The sequence below is a fragment of the Carboxylicivirga sediminis genome (assembly GCF_018156225.1).
GTDB classification, from domain to species: Bacteria; Bacteroidota; Bacteroidia; order Bacteroidales; family Marinilabiliaceae; genus Carboxylicivirga; species Carboxylicivirga sediminis.
The window spans coordinates 60,193-79,733 of sequence record NZ_JAGTAR010000019.1; the positions used below are offsets into that span (position 1 = coordinate 60,193).

The 19,541-nt window shown below is 43.4% G+C and carries 20 protein-coding genes; 14 read left to right on the top strand and 6 right to left on the bottom strand.

The window, feature by feature from the left end; translation table 11 throughout:
• Window positions 1-229 precede the first annotated feature (229 nt).
• The 5 genes from KDU71_RS12920 to KDU71_RS12940 form a co-directional block, all read right to left on the bottom strand.
• Window positions 230-1,129 (bottom strand): alpha/beta hydrolase, encoded by a 900-nt coding sequence (locus KDU71_RS12920; RefSeq protein WP_212191497.1) that lies wholly within the window; start codon window positions 1,127-1,129, stop codon window positions 230-232.
• A gap of 12 nt (window positions 1,130-1,141) precedes the next feature.
• The gene (gene hisC, locus KDU71_RS12925) at window positions 1,142-2,179 is read right to left on the bottom strand and encodes a histidinol-phosphate transaminase (RefSeq protein WP_212191498.1); all 1,038 of its coding nucleotides are present in this window, start codon (window positions 2,177-2,179) and stop codon (window positions 1,142-1,144) included.
• 121 nt (window positions 2,180-2,300) lie between these two features.
• Window positions 2,301-3,587 (bottom strand): histidinol dehydrogenase, encoded by a 1,287-nt coding sequence (hisD, locus tag KDU71_RS12930; RefSeq protein ID WP_212191499.1) that lies wholly within the window; start codon window positions 3,585-3,587, stop codon window positions 2,301-2,303.
• 206 nt (window positions 3,588-3,793) lie between these two features.
• A complete protein-coding gene (hisG, locus tag KDU71_RS12935; protein WP_212191500.1) occupies window positions 3,794-4,654 on the bottom strand; it encodes an ATP phosphoribosyltransferase in 861 nt (286 codons plus the stop codon).
• A 368-nt stretch (window positions 4,655-5,022) separates the two neighbouring features.
• The gene (locus KDU71_RS12940) at window positions 5,023-5,415 is read right to left on the bottom strand and encodes a bacteriohemerythrin (RefSeq protein WP_212191501.1); all 393 of its coding nucleotides are present in this window, start codon (window positions 5,413-5,415) and stop codon (window positions 5,023-5,025) included.
• 194 nt (window positions 5,416-5,609) lie between these two features.
• Between KDU71_RS12940 and KDU71_RS12945 the strand changes: the two genes are divergently transcribed.
• Complete coding sequence (locus tag KDU71_RS12945) at window positions 5,610-6,338, top strand: CDP-alcohol phosphatidyltransferase family protein (RefSeq protein WP_244828480.1); 729 nt, start codon at window positions 5,610-5,612, stop codon at window positions 6,336-6,338.
• A gap of 68 nt (window positions 6,339-6,406) precedes the next feature.
• Here the strand turns inward: KDU71_RS12945 and KDU71_RS12950 are convergent, their stop codons facing one another.
• Window positions 6,407-7,084, bottom strand: a complete 678-nt coding sequence (locus KDU71_RS12950; RefSeq protein WP_212191502.1) for a TetR/AcrR family transcriptional regulator — start codon at window positions 7,082-7,084, stop codon at window positions 6,407-6,409.
• 203 nt (window positions 7,085-7,287) lie between these two features.
• Between KDU71_RS12950 and KDU71_RS12955 the strand changes: the two genes are divergently transcribed.
• The 13 genes from KDU71_RS12955 to hisH all read left to right on the top strand — a co-directional run bounded on the left by KDU71_RS12955 (window position 7,288) and on the right by hisH (window position 19,533).
• Window positions 7,288-8,883 (top strand): SulP family inorganic anion transporter, encoded by a 1,596-nt coding sequence (locus KDU71_RS12955; protein WP_212191503.1) that lies wholly within the window; start codon window positions 7,288-7,290, stop codon window positions 8,881-8,883.
• Window positions 8,884-8,912: 29 nt separating this feature from the next.
• Window positions 8,913-9,542, top strand: a complete 630-nt coding sequence (locus tag KDU71_RS12960) for a carbonic anhydrase family protein (protein ID WP_212191504.1) — start codon at window positions 8,913-8,915, stop codon at window positions 9,540-9,542.
• A gap of 809 nt (window positions 9,543-10,351) precedes the next feature.
• Complete coding sequence (locus KDU71_RS12965; RefSeq protein ID WP_212191505.1) at window positions 10,352-11,767, top strand: anthranilate synthase component I family protein; 1,416 nt, start codon at window positions 10,352-10,354, stop codon at window positions 11,765-11,767.
• 67 nt (window positions 11,768-11,834) lie between these two features.
• Complete coding sequence (locus tag KDU71_RS12970) at window positions 11,835-12,407, top strand: anthranilate synthase component II (RefSeq protein ID WP_212191506.1); 573 nt, start codon at window positions 11,835-11,837, stop codon at window positions 12,405-12,407.
• Window positions 12,408-12,500: 93 nt separating this feature from the next.
• Window positions 12,501-13,496: an anthranilate phosphoribosyltransferase gene (trpD, locus tag KDU71_RS12975; RefSeq protein ID WP_212191507.1), complete on the top strand. Its 996-nt coding sequence runs from the start codon at window positions 12,501-12,503 to the stop codon at window positions 13,494-13,496.
• 9 nt (window positions 13,497-13,505) lie between these two features.
• Window positions 13,506-14,303 (top strand): indole-3-glycerol phosphate synthase TrpC, encoded by a 798-nt coding sequence (gene trpC, locus KDU71_RS12980; protein WP_212191508.1) that lies wholly within the window; start codon window positions 13,506-13,508, stop codon window positions 14,301-14,303.
• A gap of 29 nt (window positions 14,304-14,332) precedes the next feature.
• Window positions 14,333-14,977, top strand: coding sequence for a phosphoribosylanthranilate isomerase (locus KDU71_RS12985; RefSeq protein WP_212191509.1), 645 nt, complete (start codon window positions 14,333-14,335; stop codon window positions 14,975-14,977).
• Window positions 14,961-16,154: a tryptophan synthase subunit beta gene (gene trpB / locus KDU71_RS12990; RefSeq protein WP_212191510.1), complete on the top strand. Its 1,194-nt coding sequence runs from the start codon at window positions 14,961-14,963 to the stop codon at window positions 16,152-16,154. Before KDU71_RS12985 ends, trpB begins: the two co-directional genes overlap by 17 nt.
• A gap of 27 nt (window positions 16,155-16,181) precedes the next feature.
• Window positions 16,182-16,952, top strand: coding sequence for a tryptophan synthase subunit alpha (gene trpA / locus KDU71_RS12995; RefSeq protein WP_212191511.1), 771 nt, complete (start codon window positions 16,182-16,184; stop codon window positions 16,950-16,952).
• A 104-nt stretch (window positions 16,953-17,056) separates the two neighbouring features.
• Window positions 17,057-17,914, top strand: a complete 858-nt coding sequence (purU, locus tag KDU71_RS13000; RefSeq protein ID WP_212191512.1) for a formyltetrahydrofolate deformylase — start codon at window positions 17,057-17,059, stop codon at window positions 17,912-17,914.
• A 28-nt stretch (window positions 17,915-17,942) separates the two neighbouring features.
• Entirely contained in the window at window positions 17,943-18,461 is a 519-nt protein-coding gene (locus tag KDU71_RS13005; protein ID WP_212191513.1) for a TlpA family protein disulfide reductase, read from the top strand.
• A 54-nt stretch (window positions 18,462-18,515) separates the two neighbouring features.
• A complete protein-coding gene (locus KDU71_RS13010; RefSeq protein ID WP_212191514.1) occupies window positions 18,516-18,863 on the top strand; it encodes a four helix bundle protein in 348 nt (115 codons plus the stop codon).
• 4 nt (window positions 18,864-18,867) lie between these two features.
• Complete coding sequence (gene hisH / locus KDU71_RS13015) at window positions 18,868-19,533, top strand: imidazole glycerol phosphate synthase subunit HisH (RefSeq protein WP_212191515.1); 666 nt, start codon at window positions 18,868-18,870, stop codon at window positions 19,531-19,533.
• Window positions 19,534-19,541: the final 8 nt, after the last annotated feature.

Genomic DNA, 19,541 nt, shown 5'->3' on the forward strand with positions numbered 1-19,541 from the left:
GGTTGTTATTCGCAGCCGCACGAATCCCTTCATGTGGCTAATCGATTTAAGTATTTACCACACGAGAGGACTCGTGCGGCTGCGTCAGAAAAGGGGGCAAATATTCAGGATGATTCCCCCATCACCTTCGTCACTTCCCCAAGGGGAAGGTTAGCTCTGTCATTCTCTCGGGCAATACAGGATAATTGACCTCAGTAACTGCGATGGTCGAATCCCTTCACCACTAAGGTTACTTCATCACATTCGATTTCAACCACACGCCAAGGTATTGCGTCCAATACGCTACCGGGCGTTTCGCATCAAAACCAAAACCATGCCCGCCAATGGGCAAAATCACCTTGGTCACATCCCCGCCATTTTCAAATAAGTTATTCGCATACCTGTATGTATTCTCAACAGGTACGGCATTATCGTCGAGCGAATGCACCAACAAGGTTACCGGCGTTTGTTCACTCACTTGCTTCTCCAACGAGAAATACTCAACCATGTCCTGTTCAGGTGCATCACCAATCAGGTTCTGACGACTTCCTATGTGGGTGCAGGTTGTGTCCATGCTGATCACAGGATACATCAATACCGAGAAATCGGGCCGCACCTCTTCCGAAGTCCTCTCCTTATCAACCGGCTTGGTAAACAAAGTAGATGCCGATGCCGCCAGGTGACCGCCGGCAGAGAAACCTATAATGCCTACTCGTGTTGGATCAATATCAAATTCTTTAGCACGCGAGCGAACCAGGTAGATAGCTTGCTGCGCATCCATCAATGGCACAAAAGCCGGGTTATCAAATAAGTCGTCATCGGGCAAGCGGTATTTTAACACAAAGGCTTCAAATCCCTGCTGATTAAACCACTCAGCTGCCATAAAGCCTTCATGATCGATGGCTTCGAGTGCATAGCCGCCACCGGGAACAATGATGATAGCAGGCCTGGCCTCACTTCCCTTTGCCGGGTAATGATACAACTGCGGAACGGTTACCCGCGATACACGGTAATCGACATTTTGCTCTTCAACTTCAAGGCCTTTGCTAAAGGGCACACTACCCTCCCAGAGGTCAATAACCTGCTTCTGACTAAACATTTGGAACACACTCAAAACTAATAAACCGATTACAAACAGACTGTTTTTCATTGAATTAAGATACTATTTCGGGTACATATTTAAAGCTTCTGTCAGCTGCTTATTTTCTTCCGTGGTCCCCACTGTTATTCGTAAACAGCCGGCACATAAGGCTACCGATGAACGATCCCGTATGATGATTTGCTTTTGGACCAGATAGTCATAAACACCACGGGCATCGTCCACCCTCACAAGCAGGTAATTGGCATCGGATGGATATACCTTTTGTACATAATTCAATTGCAACAGCACCTCTTTCAAATAAGTACGCTCTTTTAGAAGCAACTCAACCCATTTCTGCTTTTCATCGGCTCTTTCCAGCAACTCCAATGCCTTTTCCTGTGTAAGTATATTAATATTATAGGGATATTTAATGTTACTCAGCACTTTTATCAGCTCAGGCGCAGCAAAAGCCATTCCCAGACGAATACCCGCCATTCCCCAGGCCTTTGAAAAAGTTTGTAAAATAACCAGGTTAGGATTCGCGCCCAGTTTCGACAGCCAGCTCTTTTCCGGAGCAAAATCGATGTAGGCCTCGTCCAGCACTACAATGCCCTCAAACTCACTCACCAGTCTTTGAATATCTGCCTCTGCCAGACAGTTGCCTGTAGGGTTGTTTGGCGAACAGATAAACAACAACTTGGTGTGCTCATCGCATGCTGCCAGCAGTCCATCTGTATTCAGCTCAAAGTCCTCTGTCAGCAAAACCTTTCGCACTTCCACATTGTTAATGTCGGCGGCCACCTGGTACATGCCATAGGTCGGATCTATCGACACGACATTATCAACCCCTGGCTCGCAAAAGGCTCTGAACAGTAAATCAATGGGCTCATCGCTGCCATTCCCCAGAAATATTTGTGCCGCATCAATCCCTTTTAGTGCTGCAATCTTCTCCTTCACCTTGCGCTGATAAGGATCGGGATAGCGGTTATAAGGCTGATTATACGGATTCTCATTAGCATCCAGAAAGACAGCTGCCTCCCCTGTGTATTCATCGCGTGCCGATGAGTAAGGCTTCAGGTTCTTAATATTTGAGCGTAATAATTGGTTCAGTGGTTTCATGTATATAAGCTTATAGCTGCCGGCTGATAACTATTAGCTACTTGCAGCTTGGTAATAAATAGTATCAAGATGATTCAGAAGACACGAAATAGTCTAATGTCTTGATACTTCTGTCTTGTGTCTATTTACCCATCTTCTTTAAACGGATAGTCACCGCATTTTTGTGAGCCATTAGTTGCTCTGCCTCCGCCATCGTTTCTATGGCAGGCCCCAGCTTTGTCAGTCCAAAAGCACTAATCTTCTGATAGGTTATCTTCTTCATGTAGCTATCCAGATTGACACCACTAAATGCATTGGCATAGCCGTGTGTTGGCAGGGTGTGGTTGGTGCCCGAGGCATAATCGCCTGCACTCTCAGGCGAGTAATTGCCTAGGAATACCGAACCGGCATTACTCACTTTATTAGCAATCTGTTCATCATCCCGCATGGAGATGATCAAGTGCTCAGGTGCATAGGCATTGCACATCTCCAGCATCTCCTCCACCGATTTGAGTACCACCAGGCGGCTATTGGTCAGGGCCTTTTGGGCAATTTCCTTACGGGGTAAGGCCTGTAACTGCTGCTGCACTTCCTGCTCCACCTCATCAAGAAAAGACTCCTTATCAGTCAATAAGATTACCTGGCTATCGGCGCCGTGCTCTGCCTGCGAAAGCAGATCTGATGCCACAAAAGCCGCATCGGCACTCTCATCTGCCAGCACCATCACTTCCGATGGTCCGGCTGGCATATCAATGGCCACATCCTTGAGGCTCACCAGCTGTTTGGCTGCTGTTACAAAGCGGTTACCCGGGCCAAATATCTTAGCCACCGAAGGCACCGAAGCTGTTCCGTAGGCCATGGCCCCAATGGCCTGAATACCTCCTAACTTAAATATGCGACTCACACCCACCAATGAAGCGGCATACAGGATAGCCGGATTAACCTGTCCTTCGCTGTTGGCAGGCGTGCACAGCACTACCTCTTTACAGCCAGCAATACGGGCAGGAATACCCAACATAAGCACCGTTGAAAACAAAGGCGCAGTACCCCCCGGAATGTATAGTCCTACCGAATCAATAGCCACACTCTTCTGCCAGCAACGCACACCTGGCATGGTCTCCACCACTTCGCGCTGTGTTTTTTGCGACTGGTGAAAGGTTTCAATATTTTGCTTAGCTATCAGTATGGCATCTTTCAAATCACTGCTAACTGCCATGCAAGCCTCATCAATCTCAGTCTGTGATACTTCAAGCATATCCAGGTCAACGCCGTCAAACATGCGGGTATACTTAATTAAGGCTGCATCTCCATTTCTTTTGATATCATCCAGTATACCTCGGGCAGTATCATATACATCTTCCAAACCGTTATCGGGACGCTCCAATAACTGGCTCCATTCATTTTTAGGGGGATAAAGAACTTTCTGCATTGTATTTTCAGCTTATAGCCAAGCCCCTGGGCTAAGGCTACTCCCTCATGCGGGATAATTTAAACTCATATTCCTTTATTCCGATCAATCCGGTTTCCCGTCTATTAGCTTTTAGCTTATGGCTGATAGCTATTCCCATAGAATACATTCATCATCGGTCTCCCGTCGTCGGTCATCAGCCATCGGTCATCGGTCATCGGTCTTCTCTATAAAATCATCTTCTCAATGGGTACTACCAATAGACCTTCGGCTCCTAAAGCCTTTAGCTGGCCTATTATTTCCCAGAACTTCTTCTCCTGTATGACTGAGTGTACCGAGCTCCATCCTTTTTCGGCCAATGGCAATACAGTTGGACTCTTCATACCAGGCAGAATCTTCACAATCTCTTCCACTTTATCATTTGGCACGTTCATTAAGATGTATTTGTTTGAGTTGGCCGCCATCACCGAATTAATGCGAAACAACATTTCATCAAGCAGAGCCTGCTTCTCAGCTGATAGTTCAGAACCTGAAACCAGCAATGCCTCTGACTTCATCACTACTTCTACTTCCTTCAGACGATTGGCCACCAAAGTACTACCTGAGCTAACAATATCGAAAATGGCATCGGCCAAACCAATACCAGGTGCTATCTCCACCGAACCGGCTATCTCGTGTATCTCAGCATTAATATTCTGTTCTTTAAAGAACTTCTCGAGGATTACCGGATAGGAGGTCGCCACCTTCTTGTCTTTAAAATAGTCCAGGCCAGTGTATTCATCAGCCTTTGGAATGGCTAAGGATAAGCGACATTTACTAAAACCCAAACGCTTCACTATGTTTAAGTCAAAGCCTTTCTCGGCCATCTCATTTTCGCCCACAATACCAATATCGGCCACATCATCAGCTACCGTCTGCGGTATATCATCATCGCGCAAAAACAATACCTCGATGGGGAAGTTGGGAGATGAAGCCACCAGCTTCCCACTTCCCACATTGAATTTAATGCCTGCTTCTTTAAGCAGTTTCATTGAATCTTCGTTCAAACGGCCTTTCTTTTGTAATGCAATTCTCAATTTAGTTTCCATGTTATGTTCTTTTTAAAATATTGTCAATAAAAAAGGCTTACCCTGTGGATAAGCCTTTAATGTTATGCTGTTATATACAACACCTCAGCTCATCCGGCAGAACAAGAAATGATGATGATGAATATGAATAGTAAATTGTGTCATAACTGTTGATTAAAAAAAAGCGGCTCACCATTTCTGGTAAGCCGCAGTTGATATTTTGATTTTACACACCAATCACCGCCTACCAGTTGAGCAGGAAATAATGATGATGATGAGTAAAATTTTGCATGTCTTTGTTTTTAATTCGATACAAATGTAGCCTCAATATTTACAATTGCAAATTTTCAGGTCAATTTTTTATTTATTTATAAGTTAGTTGATCTATATCATACTTTTGACATACTTTCAAATGCCGCATATTGCTGGTCAGTACCTTTTATGTGTTTCACCAACCATTCTTTTAGAAAATTGGTGACCTCAATGGACAGAATCAGCTTGCCGCCTTTCAAACGTTCATAATAACTCTGAGTCTTATCAATAAACTCCTTGTGTAACATTTGATGCTCCTTAAGATTCGGATAATTCATCCGGCGCATATGATCTTCTTCATTGGCAAAATGCGTTTTGGTATAAGCTACCAGGCCTAATATTAATTCCTCAAGTCTTTCGCGGGGAGAATTATCTTTTATCCCTTTGTAAAAGTTATCAATTAAGGCAAATAGTTCTTTATGCTCATTGTCAATCACGGCATTATTTACCGATAAATCTTCAGTCCACATGGTTGTTTAATTTTAGTTGCCTTGCAAAAATAATTAGCCGTAGTTAATTTAACGTACGAAAAGCCCAATATTACTCAAATAAACCTGTATCATTCAACTTGGATCTGGCACTAAAATATGCAATTATGTTGGTCCTGAAATTTTGAAACTCTTCGTCTTTCCCTTACTTTCGACAAAAAAATAAACGCATTATTATGAGTATTAAGCAGCATATACCTAACCTACTCACCAGTTTGAACGTTTTATGTGGTGTTCTAGCCGTTTTTTTTGCTTTAAATGCGCGAATAGACATCGCCATCTGGCTGATTTTTGCGGGTGCTTTATTTGATTTCAGTGATGGATTTGCAGCCAGATTGCTCAAAGCATACAGTAATATTGGGAAAGAACTGGATTCTCTGGCTGACCTCATCAGTTTTGGAGCTGCACCGGCTGCTATCTGGTCAACTATCATCAAGTATCAGCTTACAGGCAGCTATGCCACCAACTTTTTTGCACTATCAATATCTCAACAGGTATTTACACTGCTACCATTTATAATGGTTGCCTTTGCAGCTTTTCGGTTAGCTAAGTTTAATGTAGACACCAGGCAAACTGAAAATTTCCTTGGCCTCACCACTACCGCCACGGGGATATTCACTGCCGCTCTGGCTTATAAGTTTATTGAAACACCCGAATGGTTTACCTGGATGAGTCCATTAGTAATTTTAGCCTTTATAATTTTCTTTAGCATCATGCTTATCAGCGAGGTCCCCATGTTCTCGTTGAAATTTAAAAACATCAAATGGGCAGATAACAAAGAACGCTTCACACTGCTATTCCTGGCCATCGTTTGTGTAGTACTTTTGGGCGTGGGAGGCATAGCTGCAGTTATCCTGTATTACATTATTATTTCACTAACCAAATGGTTTATTGGCATCAAATAACAAAACATACACTCACAAAAAAGGTCCGCCGGCAAATACCAGCGGACCTTTTTATTATTCAATTACAGTTATTTCAATAACAATGTATTTGTAAAGTGCTCCAGCATTTCTTTCACTTCCTCATAATCTTCTCCATCCACCTTGACATCTGTTAGACGTGGTAAGTGAATAGCAAAGTAACTATGGCTGTTGGCCATCTCAAACAAGTTGCTTGCCAATGCCCTTGGATAGGGGAACTCAGGATTCACTTCTATTATCACTTCAGCCACCTTTTCACAAAGCATTTTATAATTTGAGAAAAAGCCCTCCGTATTTTCCTTATCAACTTCTTTGGTATAATATGCTTTAGTGCCTTCGGCAATAATCACTCGATGCAGTACGCTCTCATTCACATAGTCAATCGCCGGATTTTCCTTATAGGCATATACAAGCGTACTTATAATAATATTCAAGCGCTCAAGTGGCGAACTGATATTCATTGTATTTATATCTATCAAATAACTTACCCACTCCCAATACCACGATACCAGATAAAGTAACAATAAGTGTTTATTCTCAAAGTATCGATAAACAGAAGCTTCGGTAGAGCCCATTTTGGCAGCCAACTTTTTAAAAGTGAAGGCTTCAAAACCGATTTCATCTATTAATAGAATACTGTTCTTTATAATATTTTGACCTAGGGAAGTCTCCTGTGGATCACGAATGTAGAGTTTGTCGTTTAAGCTGATTTTGATTCCAATAGACATAGTTGCAAAACTTATTTTGAACAAAAATAGAACTTTTTTTGAACAAGTTTGACGTTTTGATGTTTTAGTATTGCAAATCATTGTAATAGTTTTGCTATTATTTAAAAAAGTAATAGATTTGCTCCCGAGTTTTTACCTAATGCATTATGAATCGAAGCTGTTAACCGGGAACAGCATGTGAAAAAAAATTAAAGGATTATACAATGAGTGTTTCGCAAAAAAATGGATTATTCAGCACCCTCAAACAAGACGTTCCTGCTTCTATTGTAGTGTTTTTAGTGGCAGTCCCACTTTGCCTTGGGATTGCCTTGGCATCAGGTGCACCCCTCTTTTCAGGAATCATTGCCGGTATTGTTGGTGGAATTGTTGTTGGAGCATTAAGTGGCTCACAACTTGGCGTTAGCGGCCCAGCTGCAGGCTTAGCCGTTATTGTATTATCAGCCATAAACGAATTAGGCTCTTTTGAAATCTTTCTGGCAGCAGTTGTTATCAGTGGAGTGATACAACTTATCCTGGGATATGCCAAGGCCGGTATCATCGGCTATTACTTCCCATCATCCGTTATTAAAGGAATGCTTTCGGGCATTGGAATCATCATTATCTTAAAGCAAATACCACATGGGTTTGGGTATGACAAAGATTATGAGGGTAGCTTAAAATTTGTCCAAAGTGATGGTCACAATACCTTATCGGAGATTTACCACATGTTTGAGGCCATCAGCCCAGGTGCGGCCATTATCACAGCACTTTCCATGGTTGTGCTAATTCTATGGGAACGACCTTTTATGAAACAAATTAAGCTTTTCCAGATTGTTCAGGGGCCATTAGTAGTGGTTACCATGGGTATACTTCTGAATATGCTGTTTAAAACCATTCCTTCACTAGCTCTCAATACTGATCAGGTAGTGGCAGTGCCAGTTGCCAGCTCCATTGCCGGCTTCTTCGGACAATTTACCACACCAGATTTCAGCCAGATATTATCGCCTGCCGTATGGACCATTGGGGCAACTATTGCCATAGTAGCCAGCCTTGAAACTCTACTGTGCCTCGAGGCTACTGATAAGCTGGATCCTCAGAAACGCGTTACCCCAACAAATCGCGAGCTAAAAGCTCAGGGTATCGGTAACATTATTTCTGGCTTCATTGGCGGATTGCCTATCACACAGGTAATTGTGCGCAGTTCGACCAACATCCAATCCGGTGGCCAAACAAAGATGTCGGCCATTTTACATGGTGTTATCATGCTTATATGTGCCATGGCAATTCCTAATGTATTAAACCTGATACCACTGGCGAGCTTGGCAGCTATCCTTTTTATTGTTGGATACAAATTGGCTAAGCCTGCCTTATTTAAGCAGATGTATGCACTTGGCAAAGAGCACTTCATCCCCTTTATGGTTACAATCGCGGGTATCATTTTTACTGATTTGTTGGTGGGCATTGTACTCGGATTAGTGGTTGCCGTTATGTACATCCTGTACAATAACTATAAAAAGCCATTCTTATTTGAATCAGATAAACACCTCAATGACAATTATCTTCACCTTGAACTGGCCGAAGATGTGACCTTCATTAACAAGGCCAGCATTCTGAAAACATTAGGGCAAGTACCTGATGGCTCTAAGATTATGATTGACGCATCAAGGTCCATTAACATTTGCCAGGATGTCATAGAAATAATAGATGAATTTAAGACCAGTGCCCAATACCGCAACATTGAAGTAGTTATCAAAGAACGAGAAAAGAAGGGCGTTGAAAACCAACGCAGAGCAGTAGAGTTCGCTTTAAAGGAAATATAATAGTAGCAACAAGTTAAAATGACATTAAGATGAGTACCGTAACACAAACAGCACAATCACAGGCTAGCATCACTCCCGACATGGCAGTTGAACTTTTAAAAGCCGGTAACAAACGTTTTGTTGAGAACAAAGGGCTTCAACGCGACTTGTTGCAACAAGTAAACCAAACAGCCAGTGGACAATTTCCTTTTGCAGCGGTTGTAAGCTGTATAGATTCACGTATACCGACCGAGGTGGTATTTGACCAGGGTATTGGTGACATTTTTAATGCCCGTGTAGCTGGCAATATTGTCAATGAAGACATACTTGGAAGCCTTGAGTTTGCCTGTAAAATTTCAGGGTCAAAAGCCATTGTTGTTATGGGTCATACCTCATGCGGTGCTGTAAAAGGCGCCTGCGACAATGCTCAACTGGGTAACTTAACGCAAATGCTGGATAAAATTAAACCAGCCGTAGAGCTAACCCCAACAGCCGACGGAGAGGCGCGTGATTCAAACAATACAGCATTTGTAAATCAAGTGGCTGACAAGAATGTTGAGTTGACTATCGAAAACATTAAAAAGAACAGCGAAGTATTAAATGAAATGCATCAGCAAGGTGAAATTGCCCTTATCGGCGCCATGTATGATGTAAATACAGGAGAAATTACCTTTAGTTAGTTATGTTCCCCGGGTTGAATACGTCTGTTTCCTGAGTATAAAAAGTATTCAACCCTTTAATTTTACCTGAGTAATGGTGATTTGATTTCAGACGTGATTTCGAATCACCTTTTTTATTCTTTAAAAAATAGACTTATTAACGCCTCTGCTATAATTAGACTACCAATCAACCATAATGTCTTCATGAAAAATATGCCACTGGCTGATTTAATTGCCGCATGATTGGGATAATGAGCATTATAGACAATCTGCACATTTTTAAAATCGTTAATATAGAAGTCCGACGCTTCAATTGAGTAATTGACATGATCAACTTCATAAGTATAGATGTAGGTCGAATAACTACTTGTTCGTATTCCACCGCCTGTACCAACTGTATTTCTTTTGTTTGTTGAAAATTCACCATTGATTGTAATACCCCATGTCAGCAAATAAAACTGAGGAACTATAAAAACGAGGAGTAAAGTGATACGGGAAATTTTTGTGACTATCCTTTTAAATCGATCAGGTCTCATATTAATAACTTGATATTTATTAGTCGTTAGGATAGTAAATGTAATAGAATTTCAATGCTAATTTGATAAAAATGTAATTTGGTGTTTGGTTTTTAAAAATATTATTTCAAATATTTGTGGCGTACAATTGCAAAAGCAAGACAATGAATATGATTTTAACACATAAAGGCTGGTGGCATTACACTTATCTTTCAACCGAGAGTTAAGGGCAACCGTCGTATATGTAAAAAATATGAACAAAGGCTTATCGAAACTCTCGGTAAGCCTTTTTTAATTCCGTAAATTGAACAAACCATGGACACAATAACTATTAAAACACTTGCAACCCCCATACCAGCCAATGTGGCCGATGTCACAACGCCAGTGAGTCTTTACCTGAAGCTACGTGACGCCTACCCCAACACCATTTTGCTGGAAAGTAGCGACTACCACGGTAATAGTAACTCCATGTCATTCATTTGCTTCAAGCCCTTGTATGAGTTCATTGCCGATAAAGGCTATGTCATGCAAGGCGAAGCACATAAGGAATTGCAACCTGTTGAAATTAATGCAGACAATAATGTTCCTCAACTGCTTGATAAATTTATCAAGAGCCTTGATGTTGACAATGCCGATTGCCCTATCAAAATCAATGGACTGTTTGGCTACTCCACCTTCGATGCGGTGCAATATTTCGATTCGCTAAAATTTGAGGCTGAGCGAAAAGAGGAGCATTCCATTCCTGAATTACGCTACACATTCTACAAATACATTGTTGCGTTCAATCACTTCACCAACCAACTGTACCTAATTGAGAACCTGAGAGAAGATGAAACTTCAGAGAGTCCTGAAATCATTGAGCAGTTTTACAATCGAACCATTCCCACTTTTCAGTTTACGCCATCAAATCAGGAACAGTCAAACCTAAGCGATAAAGAATACATGGCCATGGTGACTAAGGGTAAAGAACACTGCTTCAGAGGCGATGTTTTCCAGATTGTCCTGTCACGTCAGTTCAGACAGCAATTTGCGGGCGATGAGTTTAACGTCTATCGCGCCCTTCGTAACATCAACCCATCACCTTACCTGTTCTACTTCGATTATGGCGATTACAAAATATTCGGTTCTTCACCTGAAGCTCAATTGGTGATAGATAACAACATGGCGACCATCAATCCCATTGCCGGTACCTTTAAACGTACAGGTGACGATGCCAAAGATCAGGAACTGGCCATACAGCTGAGTGAGGATGAAAAAGAGAATGCCGAACACGTAATGTTGGTGGATCTGGCCCGTAACGACCTGAGTCGCAACTGCGAAAAGGTAACCGTTAACACCTACAAGGAAGTGCAGTACTACTCACATGTACTTCACCTGGTTTCTGATGTAAGCGGACAATTAAAACAAGGTTCCATTGCGTCACGCGTGATGGCTGATACATTTCCGGCCGGTACCTTATCAGGAGCTCCCAAATACAAAGCCATGCAGCTTATTGATTCCATTGAGAACCAGAACAGGGGCTACTATGGTGGTTGCATCGGCAATATAGGCATTGACGGCAGTTTCAACCAGGCCATTATGATTCGCTCCTTTCTGAGCAAAAACAATACACTGTTTTATCAGGCCGGAGCAGGCGTGGTAAGTGAATCGAAAGAAGAAAACGAACTACAGGAAGTGAATAATAAACTGGGTGCTTTAAAGAAAGCTATCCGTTTAGCCGAAGAATTTTAGATAACGCGCTAAGTAACGATGAAAGAAAAAAATAAATAAGCTGCAAACAACTATAAGCTTTACAAAAATGAAAATATTAGTCTTAGATAATTACGATTCATTCACCTATAACCTGGTCCATTATGTGGAGGAGATTATAGATGATAAAGTTGACGTATTTCGTAACGATGAAATCACCCTGGCCGACGTGGCCAAATATGATAAGATACTGCTCTCTCCCGGGCCAGGCATTCCTGACGAAGCAGGTATTCTGAAGGAGCTTATCAAAACATATGCTGCCAGCAAAAGCATCCTGGGCGTTTGTCTCGGCTGCCAGGCCATTGCAGAGGTATTTGGCGGCAGTATCCGTAACCTCAACAAAGTATACCATGGCGTAGCAACACCGGTTGAAGTCATTAATAAAGATGAATACCTTTTCAACGGCCTGCCAGACAGCTTTAAAGCTGGACGCTATCACAGCTGGGTGGTGAATGAAGAGGATTTACCAGCCGAACTGCTTATCACCTCAAAAGAAGCAGAAGGCCAGATAATGGGTCTGATGCACAAAGAGTATGATGTGCGTGGTGTACAATTTCACCCTGAATCGGTGCTGACTGAACACGGCAAGCAGATGATTAAAAACTGGATAGAGAAATTGTGATTTGTCAGAAGACCGAAGACGGAAGACCGGGGACTTAATATTAACCAAGCTGCCAATAGCTATTAGCTAACAGCGAGAAGCTTTTTTTTCACCATGAGTATTAAACAGACCATAAAAGAACTCATTAACCACAAAACACTGACACGGGCACAGGCCAAAAACGTGTTGGTGAATATCGCCAAAGAGCAGTATAACCAGTCAGAGGTAGTGGCCTTCTTAACCGTTTTTATGATGCGCCCTGTCACTGTTGAGGAGCTATCGGGTTTTCGCGATGCGTTGCTGGAACTTTGCCTGAGGGTAGACTTATCGGACTACCGAACCATTGATATGTGCGGTACAGGCGGCGACGGTAAAAATACCTTTAACATCTCCACATTGGCCTCGCTGGTGGTAGCCGGCACTGGCGCCAAAGTGGCCAAACATGGTAATTACAGCGTATCGTCGTCATGTGGTTCGTCCAACGTGATGGAATACCTGGGCTACCGCTTTACCAACGACGAAAACAAGTTGAAGGAACAGTTGGATAAGGCCAACATTTGTTTCTTGCATGCGCCGCTGTTTCATCCGGCCATGAAAGTGGTGGCACCCATCCGAAAAGAGCTGGGTTTAAAAACCTTCTTCAATATGCTGGGGCCAATGGTTAATCCATCATTCCCTGCTCATCAGCTGGTAGGAGTTTTCAGTCTGGAACTGGCACGCGTGTACCAATACATCTATCAGCAAACCAATATCAAATACAGCATTGTGCATGCACTAGATGGCTATGATGAAGTGTCATTGACTGGTGATTTTAAAGCCATTACCAACACAGGCGAACTGGTGTATTCACCAACTGATTTTAGTATGAAACAGATTCAACCGGAAGCCATATTTGGCGGTGAAACAGTACCAGAGGCAGCCAATATATTTAAAACCATATTGGAGGGCAAAGGCTCCGAGGCACAGAACAATGTGGTGATTGCCAATGCCGCACTCGCCCTTAATTGCTACTCGCCCGACAAAGGCCTGGAACAAAACATCGAAGAGGCACGCCAATCATTGCTGGATGGCAAGGCCGCCAAGGTACTATCAACCCTTATTAGCATTTAAGAAACAGCCATGAATATTCTCGATAAAATAGTAGCCCACAAGAAAATTGAGGTTCAACAAGCTGCAAAAACCATTTCGCAGGAGCAGCTGATGGACCAACCACTCTTTAACGAAGCCGTTCCTTCATTAAAGGGCTCCATTGCAGATCCCGGCAAAACGGGTGTCATCACTGAGTTTAAACGTCAGTCGCCTTCTAAAGGCATCATCAATGGCAATGCAACCGTTGAAGAGGTGGTAACAGGCTATGAAAAAGCCGGCTCCTCTGCCCTTTCGGTATTAACCGATCAGCAGTTTTTTGGCGGATGTAATCAGGACTTAACAACAGCCAGAGCTGTGACGTCCATTCCTATTCTGCGCAAGGATTTTATCATTGATCCTTACCAGGTGTACGAAGCCAAAGCCATTGGTGCCAGTGCTATTTTACTCATCGCTGCCATTCTGGATGTCAACCAGGCGAAAGAGCTGGGCGCCCTGGCCAACTATCTGGGCATGGAGGTACTGATGGAGTTACACGCTCCCGAAGAAACTGATAAACTCAATCCGTTTGTGGATGTGGTGGGCATCAACAACCGCAACCTCAAAACCTTTGTAGTGAATCTGGAGCAGTCCATTCAGCTGGCTAATACGCTTCCAGCAGACAAGCTGAAGATTTCAGAAAGTGGCATTCATTCGCCCGAAGACGTGTTCTTCCTGCGAGAGAACGGTTTCGATGGCTTCCTGATTGGTGAAAACTTTATGAAAACCAGCAACCCAGCCGAGGCTTTTGCCAGGTTTGCCAAAGCCATTGCCGTTAAAGCCAATGCCTAATAGCACATTAACCAGTTAAGTAACAAAGGATGAATCCGACACCCGAAATAAAAGTATGTGGCATGCGCGATAGCTCCAATTTACAGGAGCTTATTGAGCTAAAGCCCGATTACATTGGCTTCATTTTTTACGAAAAGTCACCACGCTATGTACAAAAACCACCCCAGGTGCATATGGATGCATCCATTAAAAAGGTAGGCGTTTTTGTCAATGCCAGCGAACGCACCATTAACGAGAAACGCATCGCCTTTGGACTTGACATCATTCAGCTACATGGCGATGAGTCACCTGAACTATGCTTCATCCTGAAGCAGTCGGGCGCACAGGTGATGAAAGCATTTCGTATAGATGAATCATTTGACTTTCAACAAACCAGGCGTTATCAAGACTATTGCGACTACTTTTTGTTCGACACACAGACCAAGGCTTTTGGTGGCAGTGGACAAAAGTTTAACTGGCAATTATTGACCAACTACAACAATGCACGTCCGGTATTTTTAAGCGGCGGCATTGGCCCCGATGATGTGGCCGACATTCAGCAACTGGAAAACCTCAACCTGAAAGCCATAGACATCAATAGCAAATTTGAAATTAAACCAGCACTTAAAGATATTCCGCTCCTTTCAGAATTTTTTAATGCGATAAGACAAATAAAGCATGAGCAAGCAGAGTAAATACCAGGCAGATGAAAAAGGCATGTATGGCCGCTTTGGAGGGGCCTACATACCAGAGATGCTCTACCCAAATATTGAGAACCTGAAGAAGGTTTACAAAGAAATCATTGATTCACCAGCTTTTCAGCAAGAGTACAAAGCCTTGCTGAAGGATTATGTGGGACGCCCTTCGCCACTTTATCTGGCCAAACGACTATCGGACAAGTACCAAACCAATGTGTACCTCAAACGCGAGGATCTGAACCACACGGGTGCGCACAAGATTAATAACACGGTTGGACAGATTCTGATTGCCAAGCACATGGGCAAACAACGCATCATTGCTGAAACAGGTGCCGGACAGCATGGTGTGGCCACTGCTACAGCCTGTGCGCTTATGGGTCTGCAATGTGTGGTGTACATGGGTGAAGTGGATATTAAAAGACAAGCACCCAATGTGGCGCGCATGAAGATGCTGGGTGCCGAAGTGAAGGCAGCCACCTCTGGCAGTAAAACACTGAAAGATGCCACCAACGAGGCTTTGCGCGACTGGATATGCAACCCCGAGGACACCTTTTACCTTATTGGTTCGGTAGTAGGACCCCATCCTTATCCCGATATGGTGGCACGCCTGCAGGCGGTTATCAGTGAAGAGATAAAGCTCCAGATAAGTGAAAAAACAAGTAAGGACTATCCTGATTATGTGATTGCCTGTGTAGGTGGTGGTAGTAATGCCGCCGGCTCGTTTTACCATTTTCTGGACGACGAAAAAGTAAAACTGGTGGCAGTAGAAGCCTCGGGAATGGGCGTTGACTCAGGTGAAACAGCGGCCACCATCGCTCTGGGCGATATGGGCATTATCCATGGCAGTAAAACCTTCCTGATGCAGAGTGAAGATGGACAGATCACCGAACCCTACTCCATCTCAGCGGGATTGGATTACCCGGGCATTGGCCCTCAGCATGCCCATTTGTTTGATACGGGTCGCGCACAGTTTCTATCGGCCACCGATAAAGAGGCCCTGGATGCCGCCCTGCAGTTAACACAACTCGAAGGGATTATTCCAGCCCTTGAATCGGCCCATGCATTAGCAGCGCTCAACAAGATGCAGTTTCAAAAGGACGAGGCCGTGGTGATTACCCTCTCAGGAAGAGGCGATAAAGACATGGCTACTTACATGGAACGCTTTGGTTTTTAGTTTAACACGCCAAACTAGTTGATTATTATGAATAGACTTAAAAAACTCTTTGAGAGCCAAGAAAATATCTGCTCGGTATACTATACAGCCGGCTACCCCACTGTAAATGACACCATGCCAGTGCTGGAAGCCTTGCAGGAAGGAGGCGCTGACCTGGTGGAGATAGGTATGCCATTTTCAGACCCTTTGGCCGATGGCCCCACCATCCAGGCCAGCAGCGAGCAAGCATTGGACAACGGCATGAGCATTCAGTTGCTGTTTGAACAGTTAGAGACAATGCGCGAAAGCATTACGATACCTGTTGTATTAATGGGCTATTTTAATCCGGTATTTAAATTCGGTGTTGAGAAGTTCATTGGCAAATGTCAGGAAATTGGCGTGGATGGCGTCATCATCCCCGACCTGCCCTTCGATGAATACCGTGAGCTATATGAAAACTTGTTCAATGAAGCGGGTATCGCCAATATCTTTCTGATTACACCGCAAACATCGGATGAGCGCATCCGTTTGATTGATGCGCACAGCACAGGTTTTATTTATGTCGTATCATCGGCATCGGTCACCGGCGCCAAACAGAATGTGCAACAGAATCAAATAGACTATTTCAACCGCGTGAATAGCTTAGGCTTGCAGAGGCCTCGACTGATCGGCTTTGGTATTGGCAATCGTGACACCTTTGCAACAGCCTGCCAGCATGCAGCCGGAGCCATCATCGGCAGTGCCTTCGTGAAACTACTCGGCGAACATGGGGCCGACAAACAACAGATTAAGGCATTTATTAACACGATTAAAAATTAAAGTCAGGAGTCTGAAGTACAAAGTCCGTAAGACGTATAGATAAACACCTCGGTCTTCGGTCTGCTGACTACTGACTACTGACTACTGACTAAAATATCATTAGCATGCAAAACACCGCCATTATACGCATCCATTGTCCCGACCAGAGAGGGATTGTTGCCAACGTCACCGATTTTATTAACCGCCACAACGGAAACATCCTGTACCTCGATCAGCACACCGACCGGGCTGAGGAGCGTTTTTTTATGCGAGTGGAATGGGACCTCGATGGATTTGCTATTGCCCCTGAAAAGCTTCAGCAGACCTTTGAAGAAGCCATTGCCACGCCAATGCAAATGGTGTGGACATTGAACTTCTCATCGCAGATACCACGCATGGCTATCTTTGTTTCGAGGGCATCTCACTGTTTGTATGATCTATTGGCACGCTACAGTGCAGGCGAACTGAATGTTGAGATACCGCTCATCATCAGTAACCACAAAGATTTGGAGCAGGTGGCTAATCAGTTTGACATCCCTTATTTCCATTTATCACTCACCAAAGACAATAAACCCGAGGTAGAAGCTGAGCAAATTCGCTTGTGTAAAGAGTACAAGGTGGACTTCATCGTGCTGGCGCGTTACATGCAGATTCTGTCATCGGAGTTCAATGCGCTTTACCCAAATCGGATCATCAACATTCACCATTCTTTCCTGCCGGCTTTTGCGGGGGCAAAGCCCTACCATGCAGCACACTCACGAGGCGTGAAGCTGATTGGTGCCACCGGGCACTATGTCACTTCAGATTTGGATGCCGGGCCAATTATCGAGCAGGATGTGATAAAAATATCGCACCACGATACGGTTCAGAGCCTTGTACAAAAAGGAAAAGATGTGGAAAAGATGGTGCTGTCGCGTGCTGTTCAGGCACATATCGACCGCAAGACATTGGTATATAAAAATAAAACCATCATATTCGCCTAACTAATTTTTACAAACAAAAATGATACCCATGAAACAGTTAATAACACTAGTGGCAGTTGCTTTATTAACCATTAACAGCTTTGCTCAAAAGGCTGATGACCGCGGATATTTAGTTAAGGTTGGCGATATGGCTCCCGACTTTGAAATGACCTTAACTGATGGTTCAAGTGTAAAATTATCAGACCTGCGCGGGCACGTAGTTATGCTACAGTTTACGGCCAGTTGGTGTGGAGTGTGCCGCAAAGAAATGCCACACATCGAAAAAGAAATATGGCAGGCCTATAAAGACAAAGGATTAAAGGTATTTGGCGTTGACAGAGACGAACCAAAAGCAAAAGCCCTTGAGATGATTGAAGCGACAGGTATCAGCTACCCAATGGGTCTTGATGATAATGCCAACATCTTTGGATTGTATGCGGATAAGAAAGCCGGTGTAACCCGCAACGTGCTGATTGATAAAGAAGGTAAAATCATATTCCTGACTCGCTTATTTAATGAAGAGGAGTTTGCCGCATTAGTTAAGAAGATTGGGGAGGAAGTGAAATAAGTCCGAAGCTCAAAGTCCGAGGCCCGAAGTAAACACAACCATAAATAACCAACAATGAAAACATTCAGAGAACTTCTCGTATGGCAAAAGTCAATGGATTTTGTAACTGAAGCATACAATGCAACATCAGGCTTTCCTGATGATGAGAAATTTGGCTTAACCAATCAGCTAAGACGAGCCTCCGTTTCTATTCCTTCTAACATTGCCGAAGGCTTTGGTAGAAAATCAGATGGCGACTTTTCCAGATTTCTGGCCATTGCATTAGGTTCCAATTACGAGGTACAGACACAATTGGAGATTGCAACAAATGTGGGCTTTTTATCATCAGATGAACTAAACAAATTAATAGCTCAATTAGAAGAAATTGAACGAATGATTAAAGGTCTAAAATCTAAACTATAACAACATGAATATAAGTTCGAAAAACTCTGACACTTTTTCTTCGGACTCCGGACTTCGAGCATCGGACTCTCAAAAAATCGTTATCATCAAATACAACGCCGGCAATATTCGTTCGGTTAATAATGCCTTGCTGAGATTAGGTTACGAAGCAGAGATTACTGCTGATCCAGCCCTAATTCAACAAGCTGACAAAGTCATATTTCCAGGAGTTGGCGAGGCCAGCACCACCATGGCATACCTGCGAAAAACAGGACTCAATAAAGTGATTGTTAACCTGAAACAGCCCGTTTTGGGTATCTGCCTGGGTATGCAGCTCATGTGCAGCCATTCTGAGGAAGGTCATGTCGACTGCTTAAATATTTTCGATGAAAAAGTAAGAAAATTCCAGCTGCCAGAAAGCAACATGGAAAACATTAAAATCCCACACATGGGGTGGAACCAGATTACCGATGTGAAAACACCGCTTTTTGATGCATCACTGGAAGGTGAGTACGTCTATTTTGTACACAGCTACTATGTAGCTCTGGGTGAAGATACGGCGGCCACAACCAATTACATTCTACCTTATAGCTCTGCTTTGCAAAAGGACAATTTCTACGCCACTCAGTTTCATCCTGAAAAAAGTGGTTCAGTAGGCGAACGCATTTTAGCTAACTTTTTAAGATTATAATACTATTA

Coding starts and splice junctions, on each gene's coding strand:
- KDU71_RS12920 (WP_212191497.1), bottom strand. CDS start 1,129: ATGAAAAACAGTCTGTTTGTAATCGGTTTATTAGTTTTGAGTGTGTTC.
- hisC (WP_212191498.1), bottom strand. CDS start 2,179: ATGAAACCACTGAACCAATTATTACGCTCAAATATTAAGAACCTGAAG.
- hisD (WP_212191499.1), bottom strand. CDS start 3,587: ATGCAGAAAGTTCTTTATCCCCCTAAAAATGAATGGAGCCAGTTATTG.
- hisG (WP_212191500.1), bottom strand. CDS start 4,654: ATGGAAACTAAATTGAGAATTGCATTACAAAAGAAAGGCCGTTTGAAC.
- KDU71_RS12940 (WP_212191501.1), bottom strand. CDS start 5,415: ATGTGGACTGAAGATTTATCGGTAAATAATGCCGTGATTGACAATGAG.
- KDU71_RS12945 (WP_244828480.1), top strand. CDS start 5,610: ATGAGTATTAAGCAGCATATACCTAACCTACTCACCAGTTTGAACGTT.
- KDU71_RS12950 (WP_212191502.1), bottom strand. CDS start 7,084: ATGTCTATTGGAATCAAAATCAGCTTAAACGACAAACTCTACATTCGT.
- KDU71_RS12955 (WP_212191503.1), top strand. CDS start 7,288: ATGAGTGTTTCGCAAAAAAATGGATTATTCAGCACCCTCAAACAAGAC.
- KDU71_RS12960 (WP_212191504.1), top strand. CDS start 8,913: ATGAGTACCGTAACACAAACAGCACAATCACAGGCTAGCATCACTCCC.
- KDU71_RS12965 (WP_212191505.1), top strand. CDS start 10,352: ATGGACACAATAACTATTAAAACACTTGCAACCCCCATACCAGCCAAT.
- KDU71_RS12970 (WP_212191506.1), top strand. CDS start 11,835: ATGAAAATATTAGTCTTAGATAATTACGATTCATTCACCTATAACCTG.
- trpD (WP_212191507.1), top strand. CDS start 12,501: ATGAGTATTAAACAGACCATAAAAGAACTCATTAACCACAAAACACTG.
- trpC (WP_212191508.1), top strand. CDS start 13,506: ATGAATATTCTCGATAAAATAGTAGCCCACAAGAAAATTGAGGTTCAA.
- KDU71_RS12985 (WP_212191509.1), top strand. CDS start 14,333: ATGAATCCGACACCCGAAATAAAAGTATGTGGCATGCGCGATAGCTCC.
- trpB (WP_212191510.1), top strand. CDS start 14,961: ATGAGCAAGCAGAGTAAATACCAGGCAGATGAAAAAGGCATGTATGGC.
- trpA (WP_212191511.1), top strand. CDS start 16,182: ATGAATAGACTTAAAAAACTCTTTGAGAGCCAAGAAAATATCTGCTCG.
- purU (WP_212191512.1), top strand. CDS start 17,057: ATGCAAAACACCGCCATTATACGCATCCATTGTCCCGACCAGAGAGGG.
- KDU71_RS13005 (WP_212191513.1), top strand. CDS start 17,943: ATGAAACAGTTAATAACACTAGTGGCAGTTGCTTTATTAACCATTAAC.
- KDU71_RS13010 (WP_212191514.1), top strand. CDS start 18,516: ATGAAAACATTCAGAGAACTTCTCGTATGGCAAAAGTCAATGGATTTT.
- hisH (WP_212191515.1), top strand. CDS start 18,868: ATGAATATAAGTTCGAAAAACTCTGACACTTTTTCTTCGGACTCCGGA.